Genomic DNA, 23,472 nt, shown 5'->3' on the forward strand with positions numbered 1-23,472 from the left:
ATTAAGGTTTTTCTAATGATTTCCAACAAATAAAAATTTCATAATATTTTCTGTTTATAATACCTTTACTTTATAGTAAATTTGATAGTATACGATTTTTCGTTACATACGCTAATAATAAGTATGCATTTTTCACTATACAGGAAGGACGTAATTACTTTGACTTATAAAATGATTGTTCTCGACTTAGATGATACTTTACTAAAAAATGACCATACGATTTCTCCAAAGACAAAACAAGCCTTAATGGAAGCACAACAAAAAGGTGTAAAAGTTGTCTTAGCATCAGGTAGAGCCACATACGCTATGGAGAAATATAGAAAAGAGTTACAACTACTTGAAAACGAAAGTTACATCTTATCATATAATGGTGCAAAAATTATCAATTGCAAAACAAACGAAGAGCTCTTTAGTAGCGGTCTAGTTCCGGATATCGTTCGTAATCTTTACGATGTGAGCTGTCGTGAAAATGTTTATATTCATACTTATGTAGGTGACTCAATTGTTACAGCAAAACCAAATCAATATAACGAAAAAGAAAGTAGAATAACGGGTCTTCCCCTTATTCATGAAGAAAACTTTGTACAAGCAATACAAGAACCTGTTGTAAAAGTAGTAATGATGGAAGATCCTGAAAAACTGGTTCTAGTTGAACAAACGTTAAAAGAGGAACTATCAGAGCATCTTAGCATCACAAGAACAAAACCATATTTCTTAGAATTTATTGAATATGGAGTCACAAAAGGCTCCAGCATCAGCAAACTCATTGATTTACTAGGCATTAAACGTGAAGAGGTCATCGCTATTGGTGACAGTTACAACGATCTAGAAATGATTGAATTTGCTGGACTTGGAGTGGCAATGGGAAATGCACCTGACGAAATTAAGCAGAAAGCGGATTTTGTTACAGAATCAAATGAAAATGAAGGTGTAGCTTATGTAATTGATAGGTTCATCCTAAAGAAACACTCCTATTATAATTGATTCTCCCCTTCCCTTCTATCCAATTTGATGCACTCCTGCCCATAACTTTTCATAGGTTATGGGTATAGGAGGCGATTTTTGTGAATGTATCAGGTTATACCATGTTTCATGTTTTTTATAACCAACAGATTTTTATTCAACCTTCCACTACTGTTCCATTTATGTTCATACATGTTTATATAGATGAACAACTTGTTCGAACCTACAAACACAATCAAGATATCAGCATCCCAATACACAACATCCCATCTGGTACTCACACACTTTCGGTTTCAGGTGAATACGTACTTTACAATCAACCTTATAAAGCGAATGCTACCTATCAATTCACCATTAATCAACGTAGAGAAACAGAGAAACGGCAGAATAGTGATTACCAGGCTGGTGACATTTTAGTGGCTAGTGATAACAAGTTTGGTATTCCTAATGGCTATATGGGTCATGCCGTTCTCATTATTGATGAAGATTTTATGCTTGAATCAAATAACATAACCAAATATAGTATGAAAAAGATTAGGATTAAGAGTTTTTTTGATGAGCATCAGTGGTATGCGCATTATCGACCTATCGACCCAACTATCGGAAAGGATGCGGTTAGATGGGGATTGGATTATTGTAACAAGTACGAAGACAGCTTAAAGAAAGGAAACAATCGACCGAAATTTTCTTTCATTCCTTCCGATTTAAAAAGTCTTTGGGATCGAATATATTGTTCGAAATTGATTTGGTCTTGTTACTATTACGGTGCGGAATATGAATTTGCAAATAGTGGATTATGGTTCACTCCACAAAACTTAGATGAAGAACTGAGAAGTGATGAAAACTTTAATCTCATCTACAAACACCCAAGACATTCTTTTAAGATAAAAATATAGCAAAACATCTTTCTAACCAAAGGTGATTTTTTCAAATCAGATTATTCGAACTTGAAAAATAGTTATGATATTATGTGATTATTCTTTTTTATGAAAGTAGGTATTTTAATGAAAATAGAGGTTTGGTCGGACTATGCTTGTCCTTTTTGTTATATAGGGAAACGTCGTTTAGAAAAGGCATTTGACCAGTTTCCTAATAAAGAAAACATTGAGGTGGAGTTCAAGGCATTTGAGCTTGATCCTAATGCGAGTAAAGAAACATCATTATTTATTCATGAGCTTATCTCACAAAAATACGGTATTTCTCTTGAAGAAGCCACAAAGATGAATAATAATATTGTCCAACAAGCTGCAATGGATGGATTGGAATTTAATTTTGATTCATTAAAGCCTTCCAATACATTTGATGCTCATCGACTTGCGAAGTTTGCTGAATCAAAAGGAAAAGCAGCGGAAATAACAGAAAGTTTGCTTCAGGCATACTTTACTGAAGGAAAAAATTTGAGTGACCACACTACTCTAGTTGAATTAGCTGTACAGATTGGCATAGATAAAGAAGAAGCAATCCAGTTTTTGCAGTTGGAGACATTTGGTACTGATGTTCGTAGAGATGAAGAGGAAGCAAGAGACATTGGTGTACAAGGAGTTCCGTTCTTTGTATTCAATCAAAAATATGCAATCTCTGGTGCACAATCAGTAGAAGTTTTTCTTGACACTTTGAATAAGGTTTGGGAAGAAGAATCGAATAAACCATCTCTACAACACCTCTCCCCTTCAACTAACGACGGGGTTTGTACGGACGATTCTTGTGAAATATCTACAAACAATAAGTAGTAAGTAAAAAGGAGTGCAGTGTGCACTCCTTTTTACTTACAAATACTCAATTGCTCCTGCAATATCATAATCAGATTTATCAATTGAAGTTTCCTCATTAAGCAAAAGTTTTCCAACCTCTGACCCCAAAAAAGGACCGACAGTTAGACCAGACGCTCCTAACCCATTCGCAGCATAGAGTCCTTTTACGTTTGGAATTTTTCCGAAAACCGGTAAAAACCCAGGTGTAACTGGTCGGAAGCCAACGCGAGTCTCAACAAATGTTGCATCACATAAACCTGGCGCGACTTTCAAAGCTTTGTCTAATATTTCGTGTACACCACCAATGGTGATTCGATTATCAAATCCCATATCATCTTCATGTGTTGCCCCTATCACTATTTTTCCATCTCCAATGGACAGCAAGTACTGATTATTTGGTGGCATCACTACTGGCCATTCATTTGTTTGAACGTCATCTATTTTTAAATGTACTATTTGAGCTTTCTGCGGTTTAACTAAAAACGATATTCCTAGTGGTTTAAGAATCTCGTTCGCCCATGCGCCTGCGGTTATGATAACACGATAAGAGGGGATATGTTCCCCATCCACCTTGACACCTACCACTTCATTCCCGTCTACAACAAGTGACGCACCACCCTGAATAAATGTTGCGCCATGTTTTACAGCAGCAGAAATAAGTGCCTGTCTTAGTGCTCTTCCATTCACTCGTGCTCCACCACTAACATAAACAGAACCGAATTCTTCACTTAATAGTGGGAATTTTTCTTTCGTTTTCTCCGCAGATAAAGTGACGATGTTGCCAATTTCAAGCGCATCTTCTCTTCGTTTGAGTGCTCGTCCCTCCATTTTTGCCAGCTTATTCGCATCGGTATGTAAGCTTATGGCTCCAACTTGTTTATAACCTGTATTACGTTCCCCGTCTTCTTCCAACTGTTTAATTAAGGTTGGGTAAAAACGAGCTCCATTTTTCGCTAGTGTGTACCATGCTTTGTTTCTTCGTTGACTTAGCCATGGACAAATTATCCCCGCAGCAGCATCTGTAGCTTGACCGAGATCCTTTCTATCAATGATTGTCACTTTGACTCCAGCTTTTGCAAGGTAATATGCTACGGTGGCTCCCAGTATTCCTGCTCCAACGACCGTATAATTCTTCATGGAATCCTTCCATTTCTTTATGATTTGTCTTTAATGTATTCCCCGTGTTTGAACGTAATTATTAAGAAAACGAGGAAGCTTACCATTAATATTGTTCCACCTAATATAAAATAAATAAGAGAGAATATTTCAGGAGACCATGCTGGTTGGGAATAATACATCCACATACCAGATGTTAATCCAATACTTCCTAGAAAAGCACTCCATACATGTAGGTTTGCAAGCTTAGAGTCTTTTGGAATTTTAAATACTGCATAAAAGATGGCGAAAGCAAATAGAGATAGCCAACCAACGGCAAGTATATGAGCATGGATTGTTCGTAATATATACCCACCTGAACCAGCCATGTGCCCACCCATAAACGCTCCAATAACCCCATAAATTGCAGCAATTTGAATTAAAAATCTTGCTCGATTCAACGAATTCACCTCATTTTTCATAAATAATATAATATAAAGCTAACATAGCTTGTTTGTGAAAAGAAACATATATGCACACTTTGTTTGTAAATTTGAGAATTTGGATGAAACTGTATACTATATTTTTCACATAACTTCAACTTCTCTTACGAAAAATATATGTGGAAAGGAGTTGTAAGGAATGAGTGAGTATCGTGGCGAAAATAATAAAAATAAGCATTATCCTCAAACTCCAAAAAAGGATATTGCAAAAAGCGATCAGGATTTAGAGGTTGCGAAAGAAATGGACGAAATGTATGAACTAAAATCTCGAATTGGATATTCCCCAACGAAAGTTGTACGAAAAGATAAATAAATTAATAAAAAGAGGTCAGTATCTAGTCTGCCATTCTTTGACTAGATACTGATCAATTATTTTAAAATGATATAAACCCGATATCATCAAGCATGATTTTCCCCGGGCCATTTTTAAAATGAAATGTTATTTTTGAAATATTCGTTGGATCTAAGTCAGCATCTAAAGTTTCAAGAGGTATTTCAAATGTATGAAAAACCGGTTCAGATGATTCACTATACTTTCCATCTCGGAATATATCTTCGAACCATTGAATGATAGTATATTGGGTAGAAATGTTTGGTGTAATAGGAACTTCATCTTCTAGAGAGATGGTATCTCCATCAACCAATTCTACTTCCACTTCCATTACCTTTGTTGGCAATTCTTCTACTTCCATCTCATCTAGAATGTCTCTCTCCATATTAGCGATGGAAACTACTAAGCTATTTGGAATATCTTCAACATTTTCTTCCCAAAAAGAGTCAGATAAATGAATAATATATCTTCCTGATTTTGTCCATTCAAGTACGACTCCATCGGTATTTTTACGATTTCCACCACGATCTTCAGCTGCAGATATTTTCCAAGTGGTAAAGCCTTCTGTTTCTACAACAATATCATTAGGAAATGTATCTTTATTACGGTTTCGATCAAATTCTGTGACTGGAACGAACATCCCATTTTCAAACCTACTTAAGTATTGCGTGGATGGAAGCCAAAGTTGTCCGTAACGGTAATCACGGAAAAGTGAAAGATAATCATCGTTACCATAAAGTGCGGTTTCCAAGAATGCAGCTATATATACTTTTGCAATTTGTCTTTGCTCTTCTGGAGATAATATATTACTGCGACTAAGGAACAACCCTCCTGGTAGACTCATATCCGATCTACCCCAATCTGTATTAAACTGGCTATGGTTTGCACCTGCTATATATAAAGATGCCTTAAATCGATCTGATCCAGGTTTAAAATTAGTGCGATTATATTGACGTTCTCCACGGAAATTATTAACATCTCCATCTTCTGCTCCATGTAAAACTAAGTAGTACGTATCGTTCAAACTCGGGAACTGATTATCAATGCTTCTATCGGTGGGTGCTATTCCTACGACTGCTTGAATTTTTACTTCTTCTAATCCTTGCAACGATTCATCTTCGGCAAACCAAGCTTTGTAGTCTGCGGCCATTGCTGCTGCTTGCCCTCCTCTTGAGTGGCCCATTAAAGCTATTTGATTTAAATCTACTTTCCCGAAAAATGGATTATCATCGATTCTATGAAACTCTTTAATTAGTAAAATATGTTGAAGCAGGTTCCAAGCTCTCATCTCGTAATTTCTTTGTGCGCTTCCTGTCCAATTAGAATAGTTTAGATAGTTTTGGTCGATAGATATGGTAATGAACCCTCTGCTAGCTAGAAGTTCCCCTAAATACTCATATCCTTCATCAGAAAAGTATTCCATTGTATGATTCCCGTGCACTATTAAAACCAGAGGAAATGGACCTTCGCCTTCTGGCATCCAAACACGCCCGTTTAAGGGCAGCTCTGTTTGATCAAACCCCCAGAATATTTCTCTTTCCCGTTTCCATGTTCGGATATAATTCGAAGCATCAACAGAATTGGAAATAAGATCAGCATATTGACCAAATTCGTCACGGTGTAAATCGAGACCACTTCCGTAGGTAAAATAAGTAACAGGATAAGACCCTGGTTGTGCAGGGTTATCAATATCTAACGGGATAATATCATCTATTCCGTATTCTGAAAATACAACAGTAGCTGGGTTACTTGTAAATGGCCAATACAATTGTAAGACCAATAAACATGCTGGTACAAAAATGGCTATCGCTTTTAAATGTAATCTTATTTTTTTGTTAGCCAAAAACAGTAGAAATAATCCAATCAATAAAACTATCAGTGTATAACTAATTGCTACGATGATAGAAAATTGTAACCCAAGATTTGCTGTGTTAAGAACAAAATATGTTACATATCCCGTATAAAGAAAACTTCCCATAAAGAAACGTGGAACTGGTATATACATTAGGGAAAGTAAAAAGCTAAAGGTTGCAGTTACTAGTGTAAACATCATTATGTTTGCAGTAAAATAAATCACTATATCCGATTGAGTACCTAATCCTGTAGGACTACCTAAACCCCCAGTGACGACACTCACACTAGATCCCACAAACAAAGTGGCACTGATGATAATCCAAAATCGACTATCGTATTGATGTATACTCAATGTACGAGTCTTAAACCATAGGAAAACTAACTTTACATAATATAGAAAGCTAGATTTAATGGACATGTATAATACTCCCCTTATTCATTATATAGCTTTGGTTTTGTTAGATATTTGTTTTATAAACCCCTATTACCATTTTTACTATAACATGTTTTGTTCGTCTACTATTATAATGAAACAAACTAGAAAAAATTGCAAAATATAAATATGGTATACTTTAGGTGAGAAATAATTTTAAAAGAAGGTGAAAAAATGGGTGAATGCAAATTAGATCATAGCATGCATGATGTTAAAACAAAACTAGAACAACAAGCTCCTTACTTATCTCCAAGTTTACTGAAAGATGTACAAAGATTTTTAATGAGTGACGTAACACAACATAATTTAAATGAGGTGTTTCACTTATTAAAGAAATTTGACTTATCTTCTAAAGAAGAACAAAGTGAAAGAAGCAACCGTATGCAACAACTTATAAATAGTGATAATGTGCCAAAAGGTTAATTCTTACCTTTTGGCATTTTTTATACGTTAGAGTACGTTTATAAATGTGGGGTTTACTAATCCACCGGGTTATCCCTACATGATGCGTGAAGAAAGTTTGTGCAGGAAAGCTTTTGATTAAGTATATAATTAGAAATTTGATTTTACATTCTAGATTTAAAGAATTTATTAATCGCTAATTAAAAGTTGAAACAATTTTGATCCTATTGTAAATGTGATAATAAAAACCAAATTTAATTAAAATAGTCCAACATCTATACCCCTATATTAAAGTTGAATAAAGTATTAGATAATCTATTTTAGGAAGGATGAATTGAATGCCTATCTTATCCACCGGACCAATAGAAAATAATCTTGTAAATGGCGTCCGCCCTTCGCAACAGGTCACTATTAAAATCGATAATCGAAATTCTGCTAATTTTTCAATTGTTTCCATTCTGGGTTTTAGTCTAAATGCATCAAGAACATTATATGTACAAGAAGTTTTTAGTGTTGCACCTAACCAAGTGATAACAGAGGATTATCTTGCAAATTTTAACGGTTTTGAGTTTATTTTTACAATAGAGGAGAGTATGGAGGATCAAACTCAAATTTCTGTTTGGGGGAAGCGTTCAGATGGAGAATTGGTAACTGCACACCGTCTGGTACCTTCTGAATTGCTAGAAACACCTTTAGAGTCAGCGATAGATATGCCTTTCTCCGATGGTTTCGAATCTTATCCATTAGGTGATGTGAGAGTCAATAATACGCCTTGGGCTGGGGATGCAAACGGTTTTGGATTTGTGGAAAACATTGACGCACTATCTATACGTCCTAGTACTCCTTCAGCTATTTTCGGAAATCAACTGTTACGATTTGATAACCCCTATGCTCCATTTAGTCCTCCTTCTCAAACTATTAACCAAGTAAGCCGACTGTTTAATAGCACTGATATAGGAACAGATTTCCCAACGCCTATAACGTTAAGCTTTAATATTCGAACTATCCAAACGGAAAGTTTAACACCTGGAGATCATGCAGAAGTGGACATTGGACTCCCACGTGCCGGTCGTTTTTTATTGACAACCGATACAGGTGGAACTTTACATGCAGCATTATTACCTGATGATTTCACATTACCTTTCTTTGTTTCAGACCCATTAGTTTTTGGGCAATGGTATCGCATCTCATACCAACTCGACGTCTTAAATAACCGTTACAACTATATTGAAATTGACGGAGTCCGTTATGATAATGCAGGACAGGGTTGGCAAGCTAGTGTAGGCAGATTTGCAGGTGAAATTCAGCATGTTTTAATTATTCAGGGAAGCGAACACGCTGATCAACAAGGTGTATATATCGATAATATATCGATAGAAGCACTAATACGACCTTAGAATAATGAGGTTTCTAATTAAAAGTTAGTAGTTTTCGATCTATAAAAGAAGTTAAATAAAATATTTTTTTAATCTATATAGGGTAAGAAGACTCCCTCTTCATAAGATCAGTATTTTGTGCTCCGATGAAAAGCTACATGAAATATCAATAGTAGTACGTCTAGACATAATAGTCATTCAAGCGGAAGGAAAGGTTATTGAACATATTCAACATGGTTATACAAGATATTCATATAACCTTTCTTTGTCCAAAGGCGAATCCGAACTACTAATTGAAATATGTACCTTGTCGTTTCATTGATGGTTCGGAATTCTCCCTATTCCCTGTGCAAATTGTATGAACGTCTACTATTATGTTCGTCACCTAAATCCTTTTACAAACATATAAAAGTAATATGTCATTAGAGTTCTTCTACATCTTCTTTTTTATTGCTTATTATTAAATAAGGAGTTTTAGTGGCAAGGATATAAATTTTCAAAACTTTGATGCTCGATTTTATTATGAATAGTAGTTTTCTTAAGGCTGTAATCGTACATTGAATTAGTTGATAAGAGCGATCACCCGCTTTTTAGTGACACAATAGAAGATAAGGAGATGTTATATTTGTTTAAGACTGGAAAAAAATATACAGGCTGCTGTCCAATTTATCCGAAAGCAAAATTAAGAAAGAAGAAAAAATGCATCTGTCCTCCTGGACCACAGGGCCCTGCTGGACCTATGGGTGACACTGGGCCTCAAGGAGTGCAGGGCCCCATTGGACCTATGGGCGACTCTGGCCCTCAAGGAGTACAAGGTCCCATTGGACCTATGGGCGACTCTGGCCCTCAAGGAGTACAAGGCCCCATTGGACCTATGGGTGACACTGGGCCTCAAGGAGCACAAGGCCCCACTGGACCTCAAGGAGTACAGGGACCGATCGGACCTGCGGGTGGAATATTAGAGTTTGCGGACTTCTTTGCATTGATGCCCCCTGATAATGCCGCGACAGTTGCCGTAGGTGGAGATGTAGACTTCCCACAAGATGGACCTTCTAGTGGATTGATTACTCGTACTGGACCCGATACATTTAACTTAGCTACAGTTGGCACTTATCAGGTCTTGTTTCAGGTAAGTGTAACGGAACCTGGTCAACTGGTTTTAACACTCAACGACAATGAACTACCATATACGGTGGTCGGTCGAGCAACCGGTACTTCTCAGATAGTAGGGATGGCTCTTGTCGAAACGTCAGTCATTAATTCAATACTCACAGTAAGAAATCCAGCTAGCAGCAGCACAGCATTGACCATTACTCCCCTCGCTGGAGGAACAGAGCCTGTGTCAGCACACCTTGTGATCACGAGACTCCAATAGGCGTCGAATAGTATCTAAATGCCTCATTACTTTGAACTGCCTCTGCTGAAGCACTAGGCATCAAAAGTGAGGAATGTATAAATCAATACAACCAAGAAGAACGCTCCAATTAGATCTGAGCGTTTTTCTTGGTTGTATTGATATGTCTTTAAGCTTCTCTCCTATTCCTAGAATTACAAATTCCAGTATTAGTTTGTTCAATCAATAAAAACTTAAATACTATTTACAGTTCTGGATATCTCTAGTGGAAATAGACTCATTCTTGACTCAAGTACGTTTTGTGAAGTACGAACCAAGTAGCGATTACTTTCAATATAGTATGAACATATGGAAATCTCGTAATCAAAAAAGGAGTCGTAGACATGGTAAGCAACAAAAAGAGTATCATCTTTACGAAATGGTATCTAGAGTGTTTTAATTTGGGCAAAATCTTTTACAGGATAAAGAACGAAATCATTAACCAACTCATACTTAATTATATAACATAATATGTATGGAGTGTTCTTATGTCTTTTGCAGCAATAATTGTTAGCCTTGTTTTAATAATTATGTTCATAAGTCTTATCAAAGAGTATCTTGCTCCCGAGATAACAGTTTTTCTTGCATTATCAATTCTCGTTCTTTTAGGTGTAATTCCTTTAAACAAGGCTTTTGAAGGATTTTCAAATCCCGCGGTCCATACCGTTGCCTTATTAATGGTTATTGCTTATGCAGCACAAAAAAGTGGAGTCGTTCCAAACTTTATTAACAAAATATTAGGTGTAAACAAGAAAATTTCCGTTGTTTTATTTAAATTAATGGTACCTGTTTCAATGTTATCTGCTTTTATGAACAATACGCCGATCGTGGCAATGCTCACTCCCATTGTCCATAAATGGGGAATACAACATAGAATTTCCCCTTCCAAACTATTAATCCCTTTATCATATGCAGCTATTATTGGAGGTACCGTTACATTAATAGGAACATCCACAAACTTACTTGTACATGGTTTATTACAACAAACAGGTCATCCGGGATTTTCCATGTTTCAACTTTCCTTAATAGGGATTCCACTCTTAATTATCAGTATTTTATATATGATCTTTTATGGTCATAAACAATTACCCAATAACAAGGACTTGGTAGATAGCTATCAGTCCACAAGTAACAAATATACAATTGAAGTAAAGGTAACAAATGAATCTTCTTGGATTGGAAAAACCGTTAAACAAGTAAACCTTCGAGCATTACATGATGTATTTTTAATTCAAATTATTCGCGATAGTCATGCGATCACCCCTGCTTCCAATTATGAAGTGATCCAGACTAATGATGTTCTAATTTTTTCAGGAAATATAGACAGCATCTTAAAATTAAATTTAATAAAAGGGCTAAAACTCAACACTCCAAACGAAGACTTTCATTCTGCTTATAAACATTTGGAAAGGAATTTAGTTGAAGTTGTTATCTCTCACTCTTCTCCTTTGGTCAATAAAAAAATTAAAGATACTAACTTTAGAGCTCAATACAATTCAGTTATTGTTGCTATCCGAAAAAAGACTCGGCAAATTACAACGGGAATTGGGAATGTTGTAATCAAACCTGGAGACACCTTGCTTCTCTTAACAGGAAAAGACTTTATAAAGTCTTGGTCAAATTCTCGTCATTTTTATTTAGTATCAGCGGTCGAAACAAGCGAAAGTTCACAACCTGAAAAAGCCAAAATCATTATTCCTACTATAATAGGTGTGATTTCTTTAGCTTCCCTGCAACTATTACCTATACTACAATCTGCACTAATTGGAATCATCATTCTCACTCTTTCCAAGTCTATTACAGCTTCAGAAGCTAAAAAGGCAATAGATTGGGGGATGCTGATTCTGATTGCTTCAGCTATAGGAGTTGCAAATGCTGTGGAAATCGCAGGCTTACCAATACTTTTAACTAATCTATTTAACTTTGAAAAACCTGTAAATATTATGTATCTTTGTTTCCTTATCTACCTCGCAACCTTAATCATGACAGAAATAATTAGTAATATAGCTGCAGCAGCTCTTATGTTTCCTATTGCGATCTCTATAGCCTCACAATCTGGGCACAACCCTGAATTATTTGCCATTATTATTGCGATTGCAGCATCATGCAGCTTTATAACACCAATAGGTTATCAAACGAATTTATTAGTATATGGACCAGGAGGATATAAATTTTCAGATTTTTTTAAAGTCGGGCTACCTCTTAGTCTTTTATGTATGTTTATAACTGTTTTCCTAGCTGTACTTTTTTGGGGATAATTAAAGGAAGTGAAATCATGAATGAAAATATTAAATGGAACGAAACTGTCGTTACAAAGCATGACCGAGAACAATTAAAGAATCACAATGGTATGATTTTATGGTTTACAGGACTTTCTGGATCAGGAAAGTCAACAATAGCGAATCTATTAGAAAAGGATTTACATGATCAAACGGTTCACACGTATTTACTTGATGGTGATAACGTTCGTCATGGCATAAATAAGAATCTTGGGTTTAGTTCACAAGACCGAAAAGAAAATATTCGCCGTATTGCTGAAATAGGAAAACTATTTGTTGATGCTGGCATTGTTGTACTTGTCGCGGCAATTTCTCCTTTTAAAGAAGATCGTGCCGCAGCTAGAGATCTCTTCACGCATGGTGATTTTGTAGAAATATATGTAAAGTGTTCATTGGAAGAATGTGAAAAACGTGATCCTAAAGGGTTATACAAAAAAGCACGTAAAGGAGAAATAAAGGAATTCACTGGAGTGACACATCCTTACGAAGAACCAGTTAATCCTGAAATCATTATTGATACCACCAAACAAAATAGTGAACAGTCAGTTAACGAAATCACATCATTTCTTAAAGAACGATTAAAAAAATAATTCGATTCAACACATGATATTTTAAACTGATGAAGATCGTATAGAAAGGAGCAAGAGCCATGTCTTTAACTGAACCTCACGGTGGTCAATTAATCAATCGTGTCGATTATACCTTTGATTATTCAGCCATTAATAAGGAAATTGAGTTAGATAACATTGCATTATCTGACTTAGAGTTAATTGCAACAGGAGCCTACAGCCCTTTATCTGGATTTATGAATCAAGTAGATTATCTTTCAGTTTTGAAGAATATGAGGTTAGCAAATAATCTCATATGGAGTATTCCTATCACTTTACCAGTCGATGAAGATGTTGCAAAGTCTTTGAAGTTGGGGGAGAAAATAAAACTTTCTAAGAATCAAACTGTATATGGAATCCTTGAATTAGAAGAAAAATATAGACCTGATAAAGAAAAAGAGGCCCAAAATGTGTATCAAACAACCGACCTCACTCATCCGGGAGTAAAAAAGCTATTCGAACGACCTAGTGTATACCTTGCCGGTTCAATCATACTGGTCAAACACCCAAAAAAACTAACATATCAACAATTTTACCTTAGTCCTACAGACACTAGAGAAGAGTTTCACAAAAGAGGTTGGAAGACAGTTGTTGGCTTTCAAACTCGTAATCCCGTACACCGTGCACACGAATACATTCAAAAATCCGCTTTAGAAATTGTTGATGGATTATTTCTAAACCCTCTTGTTGGCGAAACAAAATCTGATGACATACATGCCGATGTTCGAATGGAAAGTTATCAAGTTCTGTTAAAACATTATTATCCCAAGGATCGAGTATTTTTAGCCGTATTTTCCGCTGCCATGAGATATGCTGGGCCAAAAGAAGCTATTTTTCATGCGATTGTTCGTAAAAATTATGGCTGTACACATTTCATCGTAGGAAGAGATCATGCAGGAGTTGGCGACTTTTACGGAACATACGATGCTCAGAAAATCTTTGATAGCTTTTCAGAGGATGAACTTGGTATTATCCCACTTTTTTTTGAACATAGCTTCTATTGTAAAAAATGTGGTAATATGGCCTCTACCAAGACGTGTCCCCATGAAAAAGAAGATCGATTAATATTATCCGGTACTAAAGTTCGTGACATGTTAAGAAAAGGAGAAATTCCCCCTTCAGAGTTTAGTAGACCTGAAGTTATTGAAATATTAATTCGTGGGATGAAGGAATAAATCTCAGCATTAAAATAAAATAATTAGAAGCCACCTTTACTATATTCCAAGGACGTGTATTCTCCTTTCTTAAAGGTGGCTAGTGATAGGAAGACTAACCTCTTTTTGGACAAACTCTAAAATTAAAAACTGTATATAATTGATTCTTTCTCGTTGCACTACGATAACAGACTATTTCTCTAATTTATACCCACCTATCTCTCATTTGCTTTTCCCCATTCATTTTATTCAAAATTACTTAGTACATAAATTATATTTTTGTCGGATTTCAACAACTCAAGTTTTCTTTCGATTATGAAGTTAGGTATAGAAACAATTAAATGCTAATCCAAATGTTTGTCCAATCGTTAATTAGAAATACTCATACAATAGAAAAGAAGCATCTACCATATTCTTCTTTTAATCATCACTAGTTAATTATTTATCTTTTATTTATTCTTAATTAAATTTCAGAGGGAGTGATATATTAAATGGCTATTTTATCAACCGGTCCAATTGAAAACAATCCTGTCAGTGGTCTTAGACCTACTCGACAGGTGACGATTAAAATTAGTAATAATAGTGCCGTTGATTCTTCTACTGTAACCATTCAAGGATTTGCTTTAAACGGTTCTAGAACTTTGTATGTTAGTGAACAAGTCTCAGTTGCACCAAACCAAGTCATTACGAGAACTTATTTTGGCAATCTCAATGCTTTTGAGTATTTTTTTACAACAAGTGGTCCCGCTGAAGAGGAGACTGACATTTCTGTATGGGGGAAAAATGCCGCTGGAGAGCCTGTAGCGGTCCATCGTCTTGTATCTTCGGAACTTATGAACGGGGATGATTCTTTTGAATGGGGAGAAGAAACCATTATATGGGCAGACTCAAGTGCTACGGGTCCAGGAAATGGTACACCTTCTGATCCATATAATTCATTACAAGCTGCTATTACCGCAGCAACTACCAGTCCATTTGCAGTTACTTTCGGTATGAGAGCCCGATTAATTATTCTTATCGCAGCAAATTCTGCATTTGACGAAGATATTGTCATACCTCCCGCTAGACATGTACAGCTTCTGGGTCTTGGACCTTGGGTGCTAGGAAACGCACAAGGAGCAAACTTTTCATCCACAACGCCAAGGAATGTAACTATCCAGACTAATCAAGCAGCTGAAAACATCTACTTTAATCAAGGTCCAGCCTTTGTGGCTAGACCAGTCACTGTTATCGGGACCTTTGATAACGGAACATCTGTAAGTACCCATACAAACTACACAAATGGAGCGACTATAAGTGGAAACATTACATTTCAAAATGTCGCTGTTGGTGATCCATTCACAACCATTGAATTCCAACTATTAAACACCCATGTTGTAGGTAGTATCATTCAATCTGGGCATCAGGGACAAATTAACACGTATGTCTACAATAGCAGGTTGTCAGGTAGCGTGATTCACAATGGTTTACGACTACAGCGTTTGGTAGACAGTCGTACCGATGGTGATTTAACTATTGCTGTATATTCTCATATATCAAATTCGTTGATTCTTGGAAATGTCACAGTGACAGCTGTTTCATTCGATGTACCTCCTACAGGCATTTTTAGTAGTCAATTTGCTAATATAACCTGGACTGGGCCACTTAGATTGGACACGGCGTCCAACTTCTATTTTGTCGATAGTGGTTCCACCTTAGTTGGTACCAAAACAATATTGTTTAGTCTTGCCTAATTGTCATTTGAACGATATTCTTTCGAGCTAGTCCTCTTAATATGCGAGGTTGGAACACAGATATACCGTACTTGACAGTTCCCTCTTCTCCATTTTTCAATCTATTAATCTATTCTTCCTTTCTACCATAAGGAAGAATAGAGATACATAAAATACATGAATGCAAACTAGACTTAATTTTTAATAATGGTAAAGTAATATTTGAACAAAAGTCACCAAATGCAATAGCATATAAATAATGAAAATGTGTTTAAAGGGCAATTCTTACATTTTTGCATATTTTATTTTTTTATAGTGATAAAATGTTAAGTATTCATTACTATTTTATTATATTTGATTTTTTAGATAATGTTTTTATTCTTTCGTCCTAGGACACGATAATAATGGACATTTAAATTAAAGGAGAATTATATATGTCTTTCGATGCTTTTATTATGGGAATTGCTTTTATTCTCATCCACTTATTTGCGAATGAACTTATACCTGATAACAAAATAAAACGGGTAAAATGGTTTTCTTTCTCCGGTGGACTTGCTGTATCGTATGTATTTGTATATGTGCTACCAACATTACATAAAGAGCAGATTTTAGTAAAAGAATACCGAGATTACTTCACAATGGAGTCGGAAATTTATTTTGTAGGATTATTAGGAGTTCTTATATTTTATGGGATTCAGAAGGTGGTAAGGAAAGCTCAGCGAAAAGGTAAGGAAAGGAAAGCTCGGAATTTATTTTATTTACAAATTATCTTTTTTGGTTTTTATAATATGTTAGTGACCTATACGGTTATTTCCCATAATGTATCAGGAATTCAAGCTGTTTTTTACGGACTAGCCGTTGGTCTACACTTTGTAGCTGTGGCCCATGATTTATGGATTGAATATGCTGATTTATACAACAAAATTGCAAGATATGTTCTTGTTTCAGGGATAATAGGTGGCTGGGTTTTTGGCATGTTAGTTGAGCTCTCTCCTCTTATTCAATCATTTATTTTCGCATTTATATCTGGAGCTATGATTTTAAATGTACTAAAATATGAATTACCACCGGATGAAGAAGCACATTTCCCCACATTTGCGATTGGAGTAATTTCATACACTGCGATTACGATGTCGTTGAAATTCTTTTTTCAATGGTAGATTTTCTTAATGGGAGTTGAATTGGATGTTCGATCCAACAGTTTATGATAATTTAAAAGTAGTTTTCGAAGGAGAAATGTACAATCTTGATTTTGCTAAGAAAATCAGTGTAACGAACCGGAAGGATGTTGTGGATTTGGCTAACATGTCTCGAAGGTTTGCTATGGAATTTCGAATTCATAATGCTTCTCTTCCATATCCTAATTGTGAAGTTCTTCTAAAAACTTCGATGGCTGATCTAGCATCAGAATTGCTAGAAGGTGATGAACAAAAAGCAGGTTGTGAAATCGAGATCTTGTTTTTAGTATCAATTAAGGATGTGGAAAAGGATTGCTTTCAAATTGAGAGTTTTTTGAATCAGCTTTGGGACGGACGACCTCTTATCGAACAAACCATTTCCTTTACTTATGGAGTTGAGGGGTTGATAAACACTGTTCGTTTGCGTTTTAATCGCAAAATAAATGAAGATCAAATTGATGATGTACCAACTCTCCTTGTATATAGTATGGAATCATTACACTATTTTCAAGAAAAGTTCAACTCATAAAAATTTCATTCTTTTGTAGAATAAAAAATATGCTCCGCTTTTATTTCTTCTGTGATTGTTAGAACCCCGAATGAAAAGTAAGGCAACTTTCTTTTTTGTGTCGCAGAACCTGGGTTAAATAGAAGTGTTTTCTTATAGTATTGAAGGTGTGGTATGTGGGAGTGTCCGAAAATAATACAGTCTACATCCTCCTTTGAGAATGCTTCTATTGCTCGATGTATTGTCGTTTTCTTCTCTCCATGACCGTGAACGATTCCGATGGAAAAACCGTTTACTTGGATGCTTTTTTTCTCGGGCATACATTTTTTTATGCCTTCTCCATCCACGTTTCCATACACCCCTTCCACTGGTGCATACGTACTTAACTTTTCATGAACCTCTATTGTTTGCCAATCTCCTGCATGAATTATTTTTTCTGCCGTTTTAAGCTCTTCTATTAATCTGGATGGTATATGAAATTCAGGTTTTGAGATATGGGTATCAGAAAGCACAACTATCTTCATTTTACTAATTCTCCCTTTCTATTGTGTGGGGCAAAAGCTTATACTAATAGTTATTTATAACATAAATATATGAAAGACCATGTAATTTGCCAAACTTTATATTATGTGGAAATCATACCATTTAAAGGAGAGAAGCAATATGTTTGGACCTACAGGTTTAGGAGCTTTAGGAACTATTGGAGCATTGGGAACCATGATGACCCCAGGTGGATTTTTGCCAGGCTTAGGAATGCTTGGTACAGGGGCAGGCGCAGGTGGTGCTGGATTATTAGGTGGACTTGCAGCACTAAGTGCTGGATTAGCCGGTACTGGGACAACTGGAACTCAAGGTGGAGGTGCAGCACCTGGAGCTTGGGGTACAGGTCCTCATTCTGGATATGCAGTTCCAACGCGACCATATAGCCACACAGTTCCCTACCCATCATTTCCACAAGGAAATTGGCATTCTCAAGTTCCTACACAATGGGAGCATAGACCTCGTCCACCACATTGGGGAGGAATGAGATAACTATTTTGGAGTAGGAAAGAATGCTCTACCAGGTATGCGCGTGGGCATTCTTTTTTCCGGATCACTATCCATTGATAGAGACTATTAAAAATTACTGATACTCCCGAACTGGTAGCTACAACCTAAGGTATCTTATCCCCTCTTGCTGCCACATACAACGTATACCACTCTTCTCGAGTCATGATTTCCGATTGTCGTACCGCATCTTCACAATTTTTGATACGCTCAGGGTTGGCAGTACCAATTACTGGCTGAATCATTGCTGGATGACGCATTAACCATCCAAGAACAATTGCTTCTGCTGTGGTTTCCTTTTCGCGAGCCATCTTCTCTACTACTTCTTTCGTATGTAATACAGCTTCACAAGGATTCACTAATGAACCACCTGTAAACATCCCCTTTGCTAATGGGCCCCAAGCCTGGATTTGTATATCTTCCATACGACAATACTCCATGATCCCATCTGCAAAATTCACACCCGCTCCTGCCTTTTGATTTACGAGTACACCTTGTTCAACCCAATCAATCCGTTTCAAACTCATTTCCAATTGATTCACTACGATTGGATGGGAACTATACTTTTGTATAAGTTTCATTTGTGCAGCAGTCATGTTGGAGACTCCAAAATGACGTACTTTTCCAGCCTCGTATAACACATCAAATGCAATTGCAACCTCTTCTGGCTCCATAAGTGGATCTGGACGATGCAATAAAAGAACATCTAAGTACTCCACTCCAAGTCTTTCGAGAGTTCCATCTACTGATTGTAATATATGTTCTTTGGAAAAATCATACCGTTGAGGTGCATTTTCCTCTGGAAAACGTATACCACATTTGCTCTGCAACACGATCTTTTCTCGTAAATCAGTACGCTCTCGTAGAACTTTTCCAAACACTGTTTCGGATTTCCCCATTTTGTAAATATCAGCATGATCAAACATGGTAATTCCAGTTGATAACGCAGCCTCCATTGCTTTTTCTGCCTGGATAATATCATCCTTTGTTATGGAGTCATGATTCCAACCCCCACCTAAGCCCATACAACCGTAAACTACGCGACTTGTGGAGATTTCCCGTTTTTGTAGCGGCATCATTTTCATTGTCGTTGCTCCTTCTTTTATATATGATAGGAAAAACACGAAAGGAAATCTAATCGTGTTTTATCTGTAACATCTATGTTAGTTATGGCTAGTATTATAGTATATTACACAGTGAAATAAAAAATTTATTCTGTAGAAGTTACCATTTTCTTTTTCTCCAAAGAAGTGTCAGGTTTTATCTCTTCTTCCTGAGGATATGTTTTTGTAATAAAGAAAGACATTCCTAATCCAACAAGAGACATTCCTGTGATGATCATAAATGCAGTATTAGCCCCAAATATATCAGGATTTGCCACATTAGTATTTGAAGCAGCTTGTGATGATGTGGTCATGACAGTAACAAGCATTGCTGTTCCAATAGATGCCCCTACTTGTCGCATCGTGTTCGTCATTGCTGCACCATGTGGGATCAATCGTTTCGGTAATTGGTTTAATCCAGCAGTTGTTAAAGGCATCATTACCATGGACAACCCAAACATACGGATTGCAAACCATACAGTGATATAGAAAAATGACGTGTTTTCATTCAATATAGATAGACCAAATGATGAAACCGTTAATATTGAAAATCCAGTAATAGCAAGCCACTTTGCTCCCACTTTATCAAAGATACGTCCTGTGATTGGGGACATGAACCCTGAAACTAATGCTCCAGGAAGCAATGCCAATCCCGCTTCCATAGGGGTGAACGACCTCATATTTTGCATGTATAGCGGTATGAGTGTTTCTGAACCGATTAAACCTAAAAATGTAATGGTTCCTAGTATCGACGTTATTGTAAATATATTAAATTTAAACACTCGAAACTCTAGCATAGGACGAATCATGCGGAGCTGCCTACATATAAATAACAGAAGTGATCCAACACCGATTACTAACGAAGCGATAGTAATGGTGCTCCCCCATCCATAATTTCCAGCAGAAGTAAATCCATATAAGAGACCTCCAAATCCAAAGGAGGAGAAAATGATCGACGGTACATCTACCTTTGGATTTTTTAATTCTGTAACGTTTTTTAATGTGAAATAGGATATAACAATATTTCCAAGAGCAATGGGTAATATGATGTAGAATAATACTCTCCAAGAATAATTTACAATGAGAAATCCTGATAGTGCAGGTCCAATTGCCGGTGCAAACGATATAACTAACCCGACGAGCCCCATTGCAGCTCCTCGTTTGTTTACTGGAAAAATCATGAGGAAAACGGTTTGCATAAGTGGAAGTAATATCCCAGCACCTGCAGACTGAATAACCCTTCCTACCAATAAAATCTCAAAATTTGGTGCTACTGCACCCACTATTGTTCCAAGGGAAAATATTATCATAGCCGTTAAATATAGTTGCCTAGTTGTAAACTTCTCTATAAAAAATGCACTAATTGGGATCATGATTCCGTTCACTAACATAAATACAGTTGTTAGCCACTGAGCTGAATTTGCAGTAATATTCATCTCACTCATAATAGGTGGAATGGCCGTGATCATCAATGTTTGATTTAAAATTGCGATAAAAGTTCCTGATAGGAGAAGAGCTACAATTGTAGAACGGTTATAATGTTGCAAATTCATTTTTCCTTCCCCTCCATTCTTTTTGAGTGTATTATGTAAATCGGTGTTGTTTCTTTATTTCGATGTAACTGTATTTTTGTTTTTGGGTATTTCGATGTTTCGGAAATCGAGATATGTAATAATGTATAGCATACATCAGATAGATGGAAATGTCTTAATTTTTTATAATACATATTCGATATTTTTTTAAGTAAAACATAGGTCACACAAAGGATCTGAGATCACAGCGCGGATCGAGCAGTTCTCAGGATAAAACGATACTCAACTACTTAATATAAAAAAATAAAAAAGCCATGATATCATGACTTTTGTTTTTGAATCGACTTTACTAACTCTTCCAATTCAGGAGTAAGACCTTTGATTGCTTTATCTCCAATTACCGTTACGGGTACTCCAAGAAACCCATACCCCTCCACTGTTTTTTGATACTCCTTGCTAGAAAGCACATCTCTTACTTCAAACTCTATATTTTCTTTTGTTAACATTTGCTTTACCAGATCACATTCAATACAATTCGCGGTTGAATAAACAATTGCCTTCGTTGCCACCTCTAAATCACCTCTAAAATAAAATAAATTCAACGTAGTTTCATACTACACGCTAAGAAGATATGGCGCAACGGAAATGCTTTTTATTTCAAATGAAGGGTGTTTGATGAAATCTAGATTTTGGGTTTTGAGTTTCATAAATCTTAGGCTTAATTACATCATTTGCTTTTTGCTTCTAATTACCTTTTTTAATCCAAAACTTAAACACACCTTCATCTTCCTCGTGTCCTAACAGTTCGTGACCTCCGGAAGAAGCCCAAGCAGTAAGGTCGCTCTTAGCACCTTTATCTGTTGTGTGAATCTCTATTACCTTCCCCGCTTCCATTTTATCCATTTCCTTCTTTGTTCTTACAATTGGCATTGGGCATGCTAAGCCTTTAGCATCTAATACTTTATCAACATTTACATTCATCTATAAAACCTCCTCAAAATTGTCGGGGATCTGGTCCCGCACAATATTGTGACATTTCCATACATTTTGCGAAATTTGTGCGGGACCAGACCCGTGGCTAATTTGTGTCTTAGCGTACGGCACATCGGTTTGGTCCGATTTCCATTTCTCGTTGTTCTTCTTCGCTTGGGGTGATTTTCCCCATGTTCGTTTTACGAATTTCTTGATATGCGTTCGGTTGTGGTGGTAAGTTTTCTGTTACTAGTTTTCTAAATTCTTCTCCGTTTTCTATTTTCAGGCCATGATTTTCTTCATATAAGGTTCCTAATTTCTCATAGACACTTCCGTCTTCGTTTAGCTCATCAATAATCATAAAGTGTGCCGGAAGTACTAGTAATTCATTCGAGAGCTCTCTATATCGGTTATAAAGTGTTTCTCGTAAATCAGCAACCCAATCTTGTGCTAATCCAGCTAAATCTGGTCTTCCAATAGAATCGATAAATAGAATGTCCCCTGATAACAAATATTTTTCATCAATAACAAAAGAGGTAGATCCAATTGTGTGACCCGGTGAATACAATGGAAGAATGTTTATCACTGTGTTTCCAATCACTACATTTTTGCCGTCCAATAATGGTTCGTAAGCAAATTGTACTTCCTCTGCATCTTTAGGGGGTAACCAGTAAGTCGCACCAGTTTTTTCGGCAATTTGTCTCCCACCAGAGATATGGTCAGCATGTAGATGTGTATCAAATACGTGAGTGATCTTTACTCCAAGCTCTTTAGCAAATTCAACGTAAACATCCGTCATTCTGGTTGCATCAATAATTGCTGCTTCTCCATTTGAAATAGCCATATAAGATAAACAACCTTTTCCTATACGCACAAATTGATACATTTCTCCACCATCAGCTAACTCTCCTACCTTCACAGGCTCTAAATATTCACTCCAAGTTTTCATTCCACCTTGTAAGTAAAATACATCGAAACCTTCCTCAGACAACATTTCTGCAACCATGATAGAAGAACCTTCCTTCGCACATACAACGACAATTTCCTTAACCGAAGGAATTTGATCCATCACTTCATCCACACCATCTAATAAATCAAAATATGGAACATTTACATAGAAGAAATTTTCTCCTTCTATTTTCCAATCTATAAAATCCTTTTCATTCCGAACATCTAATATGAAAACCTCTTTTTTATTTACTACTCTCTCTGTCATTTCCTTTGCAGTTAGTGGATATACAGCCATCCTCTAATACCCCCTGTAGTATGTTATTTGGT

The 23,472-nt window shown here is 36.3% G+C and carries 23 protein-coding genes; 14 read left to right on the forward strand and 9 right to left on the reverse strand.

Annotated elements, in window-relative coordinates; genetic code table 11:
- Positions 1–159 precede the first annotated feature (159 nt).
- From ACERII_RS06585 to ACERII_RS06595, 3 genes are all read left to right on the forward strand, one after another.
- On the forward strand, positions 160–984 hold the full coding sequence (locus ACERII_RS06585) for a Cof-type HAD-IIB family hydrolase (protein ID WP_373640979.1): 825 nt from the start codon (positions 160–162) through the stop codon (positions 982–984).
- 80 nt (positions 985–1,064) lie between these two features.
- Positions 1,065–1,859: a hypothetical protein gene (locus ACERII_RS06590; RefSeq protein WP_373640981.1), complete on the forward strand. Its 795-nt coding sequence runs from the start codon at positions 1,065–1,067 to the stop codon at positions 1,857–1,859.
- 108 nt (positions 1,860–1,967) lie between these two features.
- Complete coding sequence (locus ACERII_RS06595; protein ID WP_373640983.1) at positions 1,968–2,693, forward strand: DsbA family oxidoreductase; 726 nt, start codon at positions 1,968–1,970, stop codon at positions 2,691–2,693.
- Positions 2,694–2,729: 36 nt separating this feature from the next.
- On the opposite strand, the gene ACERII_RS06600 is transcribed toward ACERII_RS06595, so the two are convergent.
- Positions 2,730–3,851: an NAD(P)/FAD-dependent oxidoreductase gene (locus tag ACERII_RS06600; RefSeq protein WP_373640984.1), complete on the reverse strand. Its 1,122-nt coding sequence runs from the start codon at positions 3,849–3,851 to the stop codon at positions 2,730–2,732.
- A 17-nt stretch (positions 3,852–3,868) separates the two neighbouring features.
- Positions 3,869–4,270 carry a hypothetical protein gene (locus ACERII_RS06605; RefSeq protein ID WP_373640985.1) on the reverse strand — a complete coding sequence of 134 codons (402 nt, stop codon included), beginning with the start codon at positions 4,268–4,270 and terminating at the stop codon, positions 3,869–3,871.
- Positions 4,271–4,451: 181 nt separating this feature from the next.
- On the opposite strand from ACERII_RS06605, the gene ACERII_RS06610 reads away from it, so the two are divergent.
- The gene (locus ACERII_RS06610; protein ID WP_373640986.1) at positions 4,452–4,625 is read left to right on the forward strand and encodes a YfhD family protein; all 174 of its coding nucleotides are present in this window, start codon (positions 4,452–4,454) and stop codon (positions 4,623–4,625) included.
- 61 nt (positions 4,626–4,686) lie between these two features.
- Here ACERII_RS06610 and ACERII_RS06615 read toward each other — a convergent pair whose 3' ends face one another.
- Positions 4,687–6,915 (reverse strand): alpha/beta hydrolase family protein, encoded by a 2,229-nt coding sequence (locus tag ACERII_RS06615; RefSeq protein ID WP_373640987.1) that lies wholly within the window; start codon positions 6,913–6,915, stop codon positions 4,687–4,689.
- Between the two features lie 189 nt (positions 6,916–7,104).
- Between ACERII_RS06615 and ACERII_RS06620 the strand changes: the two genes are divergently transcribed.
- From ACERII_RS06620 to ACERII_RS06660, 9 genes are all read left to right on the forward strand, one after another.
- Positions 7,105–7,353: a hypothetical protein gene (locus tag ACERII_RS06620; RefSeq protein WP_373640988.1), complete on the forward strand. Its 249-nt coding sequence runs from the start codon at positions 7,105–7,107 to the stop codon at positions 7,351–7,353.
- Between the two features lie 317 nt (positions 7,354–7,670).
- On the forward strand, positions 7,671–8,729 hold the full coding sequence (locus ACERII_RS06625; RefSeq protein WP_373640989.1) for a hypothetical protein: 1,059 nt from the start codon (positions 7,671–7,673) through the stop codon (positions 8,727–8,729).
- Between the two features lie 604 nt (positions 8,730–9,333).
- Positions 9,334–10,083, forward strand: a complete 750-nt coding sequence (locus tag ACERII_RS06630) for a collagen-like protein (protein ID WP_373640991.1) — start codon at positions 9,334–9,336, stop codon at positions 10,081–10,083.
- Positions 10,084–10,589: 506 nt separating this feature from the next.
- The gene (locus ACERII_RS06635) at positions 10,590–12,359 is read left to right on the forward strand and encodes an SLC13 family permease (RefSeq protein ID WP_373640992.1); all 1,770 of its coding nucleotides are present in this window, start codon (positions 10,590–10,592) and stop codon (positions 12,357–12,359) included.
- A gap of 17 nt (positions 12,360–12,376) precedes the next feature.
- The gene (cysC, locus tag ACERII_RS06640) at positions 12,377–12,970 is read left to right on the forward strand and encodes an adenylyl-sulfate kinase (RefSeq protein WP_373640994.1); all 594 of its coding nucleotides are present in this window, start codon (positions 12,377–12,379) and stop codon (positions 12,968–12,970) included.
- Positions 12,971–13,029: 59 nt separating this feature from the next.
- Positions 13,030–14,163: a sulfate adenylyltransferase gene (gene sat, locus ACERII_RS06645; protein ID WP_373640995.1), complete on the forward strand. Its 1,134-nt coding sequence runs from the start codon at positions 13,030–13,032 to the stop codon at positions 14,161–14,163.
- Positions 14,164–14,633: 470 nt separating this feature from the next.
- Positions 14,634–15,875, forward strand: a complete 1,242-nt coding sequence (locus tag ACERII_RS06650) for a hypothetical protein (RefSeq protein WP_373640997.1) — start codon at positions 14,634–14,636, stop codon at positions 15,873–15,875.
- A gap of 413 nt (positions 15,876–16,288) precedes the next feature.
- Positions 16,289–17,014, forward strand: coding sequence for a hypothetical protein (locus ACERII_RS06655; RefSeq protein WP_373640998.1), 726 nt, complete (start codon positions 16,289–16,291; stop codon positions 17,012–17,014).
- 25 nt (positions 17,015–17,039) lie between these two features.
- Positions 17,040–17,561 carry a hypothetical protein gene (locus tag ACERII_RS06660; RefSeq protein WP_373641000.1) on the forward strand — a complete coding sequence of 174 codons (522 nt, stop codon included), beginning with the start codon at positions 17,040–17,042 and terminating at the stop codon, positions 17,559–17,561.
- Positions 17,562–17,566: 5 nt separating this feature from the next.
- On the opposite strand, the gene ACERII_RS06665 is transcribed toward ACERII_RS06660, so the two are convergent.
- Positions 17,567–18,064 (reverse strand): metallophosphoesterase family protein, encoded by a 498-nt coding sequence (locus ACERII_RS06665; protein WP_373641001.1) that lies wholly within the window; start codon positions 18,062–18,064, stop codon positions 17,567–17,569.
- A 139-nt stretch (positions 18,065–18,203) separates the two neighbouring features.
- Between ACERII_RS06665 and ACERII_RS06670 the strand changes: the two genes are divergently transcribed.
- Positions 18,204–18,572: a hypothetical protein gene (locus ACERII_RS06670; RefSeq protein WP_373641003.1), complete on the forward strand. Its 369-nt coding sequence runs from the start codon at positions 18,204–18,206 to the stop codon at positions 18,570–18,572.
- A gap of 122 nt (positions 18,573–18,694) precedes the next feature.
- Here the strand turns inward: ACERII_RS06670 and ACERII_RS06675 are convergent, their stop codons facing one another.
- The 5 genes from ACERII_RS06675 to ACERII_RS06695 all read right to left on the reverse strand — a co-directional run bounded on the left by ACERII_RS06675 (position 18,695) and on the right by ACERII_RS06695 (position 23,440).
- Positions 18,695–19,672, reverse strand: a complete 978-nt coding sequence (locus tag ACERII_RS06675; protein ID WP_373641005.1) for an aldo/keto reductase — start codon at positions 19,670–19,672, stop codon at positions 18,695–18,697.
- A gap of 125 nt (positions 19,673–19,797) precedes the next feature.
- Complete coding sequence (locus tag ACERII_RS06680) at positions 19,798–21,243, reverse strand: MDR family MFS transporter (protein WP_373641007.1); 1,446 nt, start codon at positions 21,241–21,243, stop codon at positions 19,798–19,800.
- A 299-nt stretch (positions 21,244–21,542) separates the two neighbouring features.
- On the reverse strand, positions 21,543–21,791 hold the full coding sequence (locus tag ACERII_RS06685) for a glutaredoxin family protein (RefSeq protein ID WP_373641009.1): 249 nt from the start codon (positions 21,789–21,791) through the stop codon (positions 21,543–21,545).
- A 175-nt stretch (positions 21,792–21,966) separates the two neighbouring features.
- A complete protein-coding gene (locus ACERII_RS06690; protein ID WP_373641011.1) occupies positions 21,967–22,203 on the reverse strand; it encodes a sulfurtransferase TusA family protein in 237 nt (78 codons plus the stop codon).
- Positions 22,204–22,312: 109 nt separating this feature from the next.
- A complete protein-coding gene (locus ACERII_RS06695) occupies positions 22,313–23,440 on the reverse strand; it encodes an MBL fold metallo-hydrolase (RefSeq protein WP_373641012.1) in 1,128 nt (375 codons plus the stop codon).
- Positions 23,441–23,472 lie beyond the last annotated feature (32 nt).

The organism is Evansella sp. AB-rgal1 (assembly GCF_041820985.1).
Lineage (GTDB): Bacteria > Bacillota > Bacilli > Bacillales > Salisediminibacteriaceae > Evansella.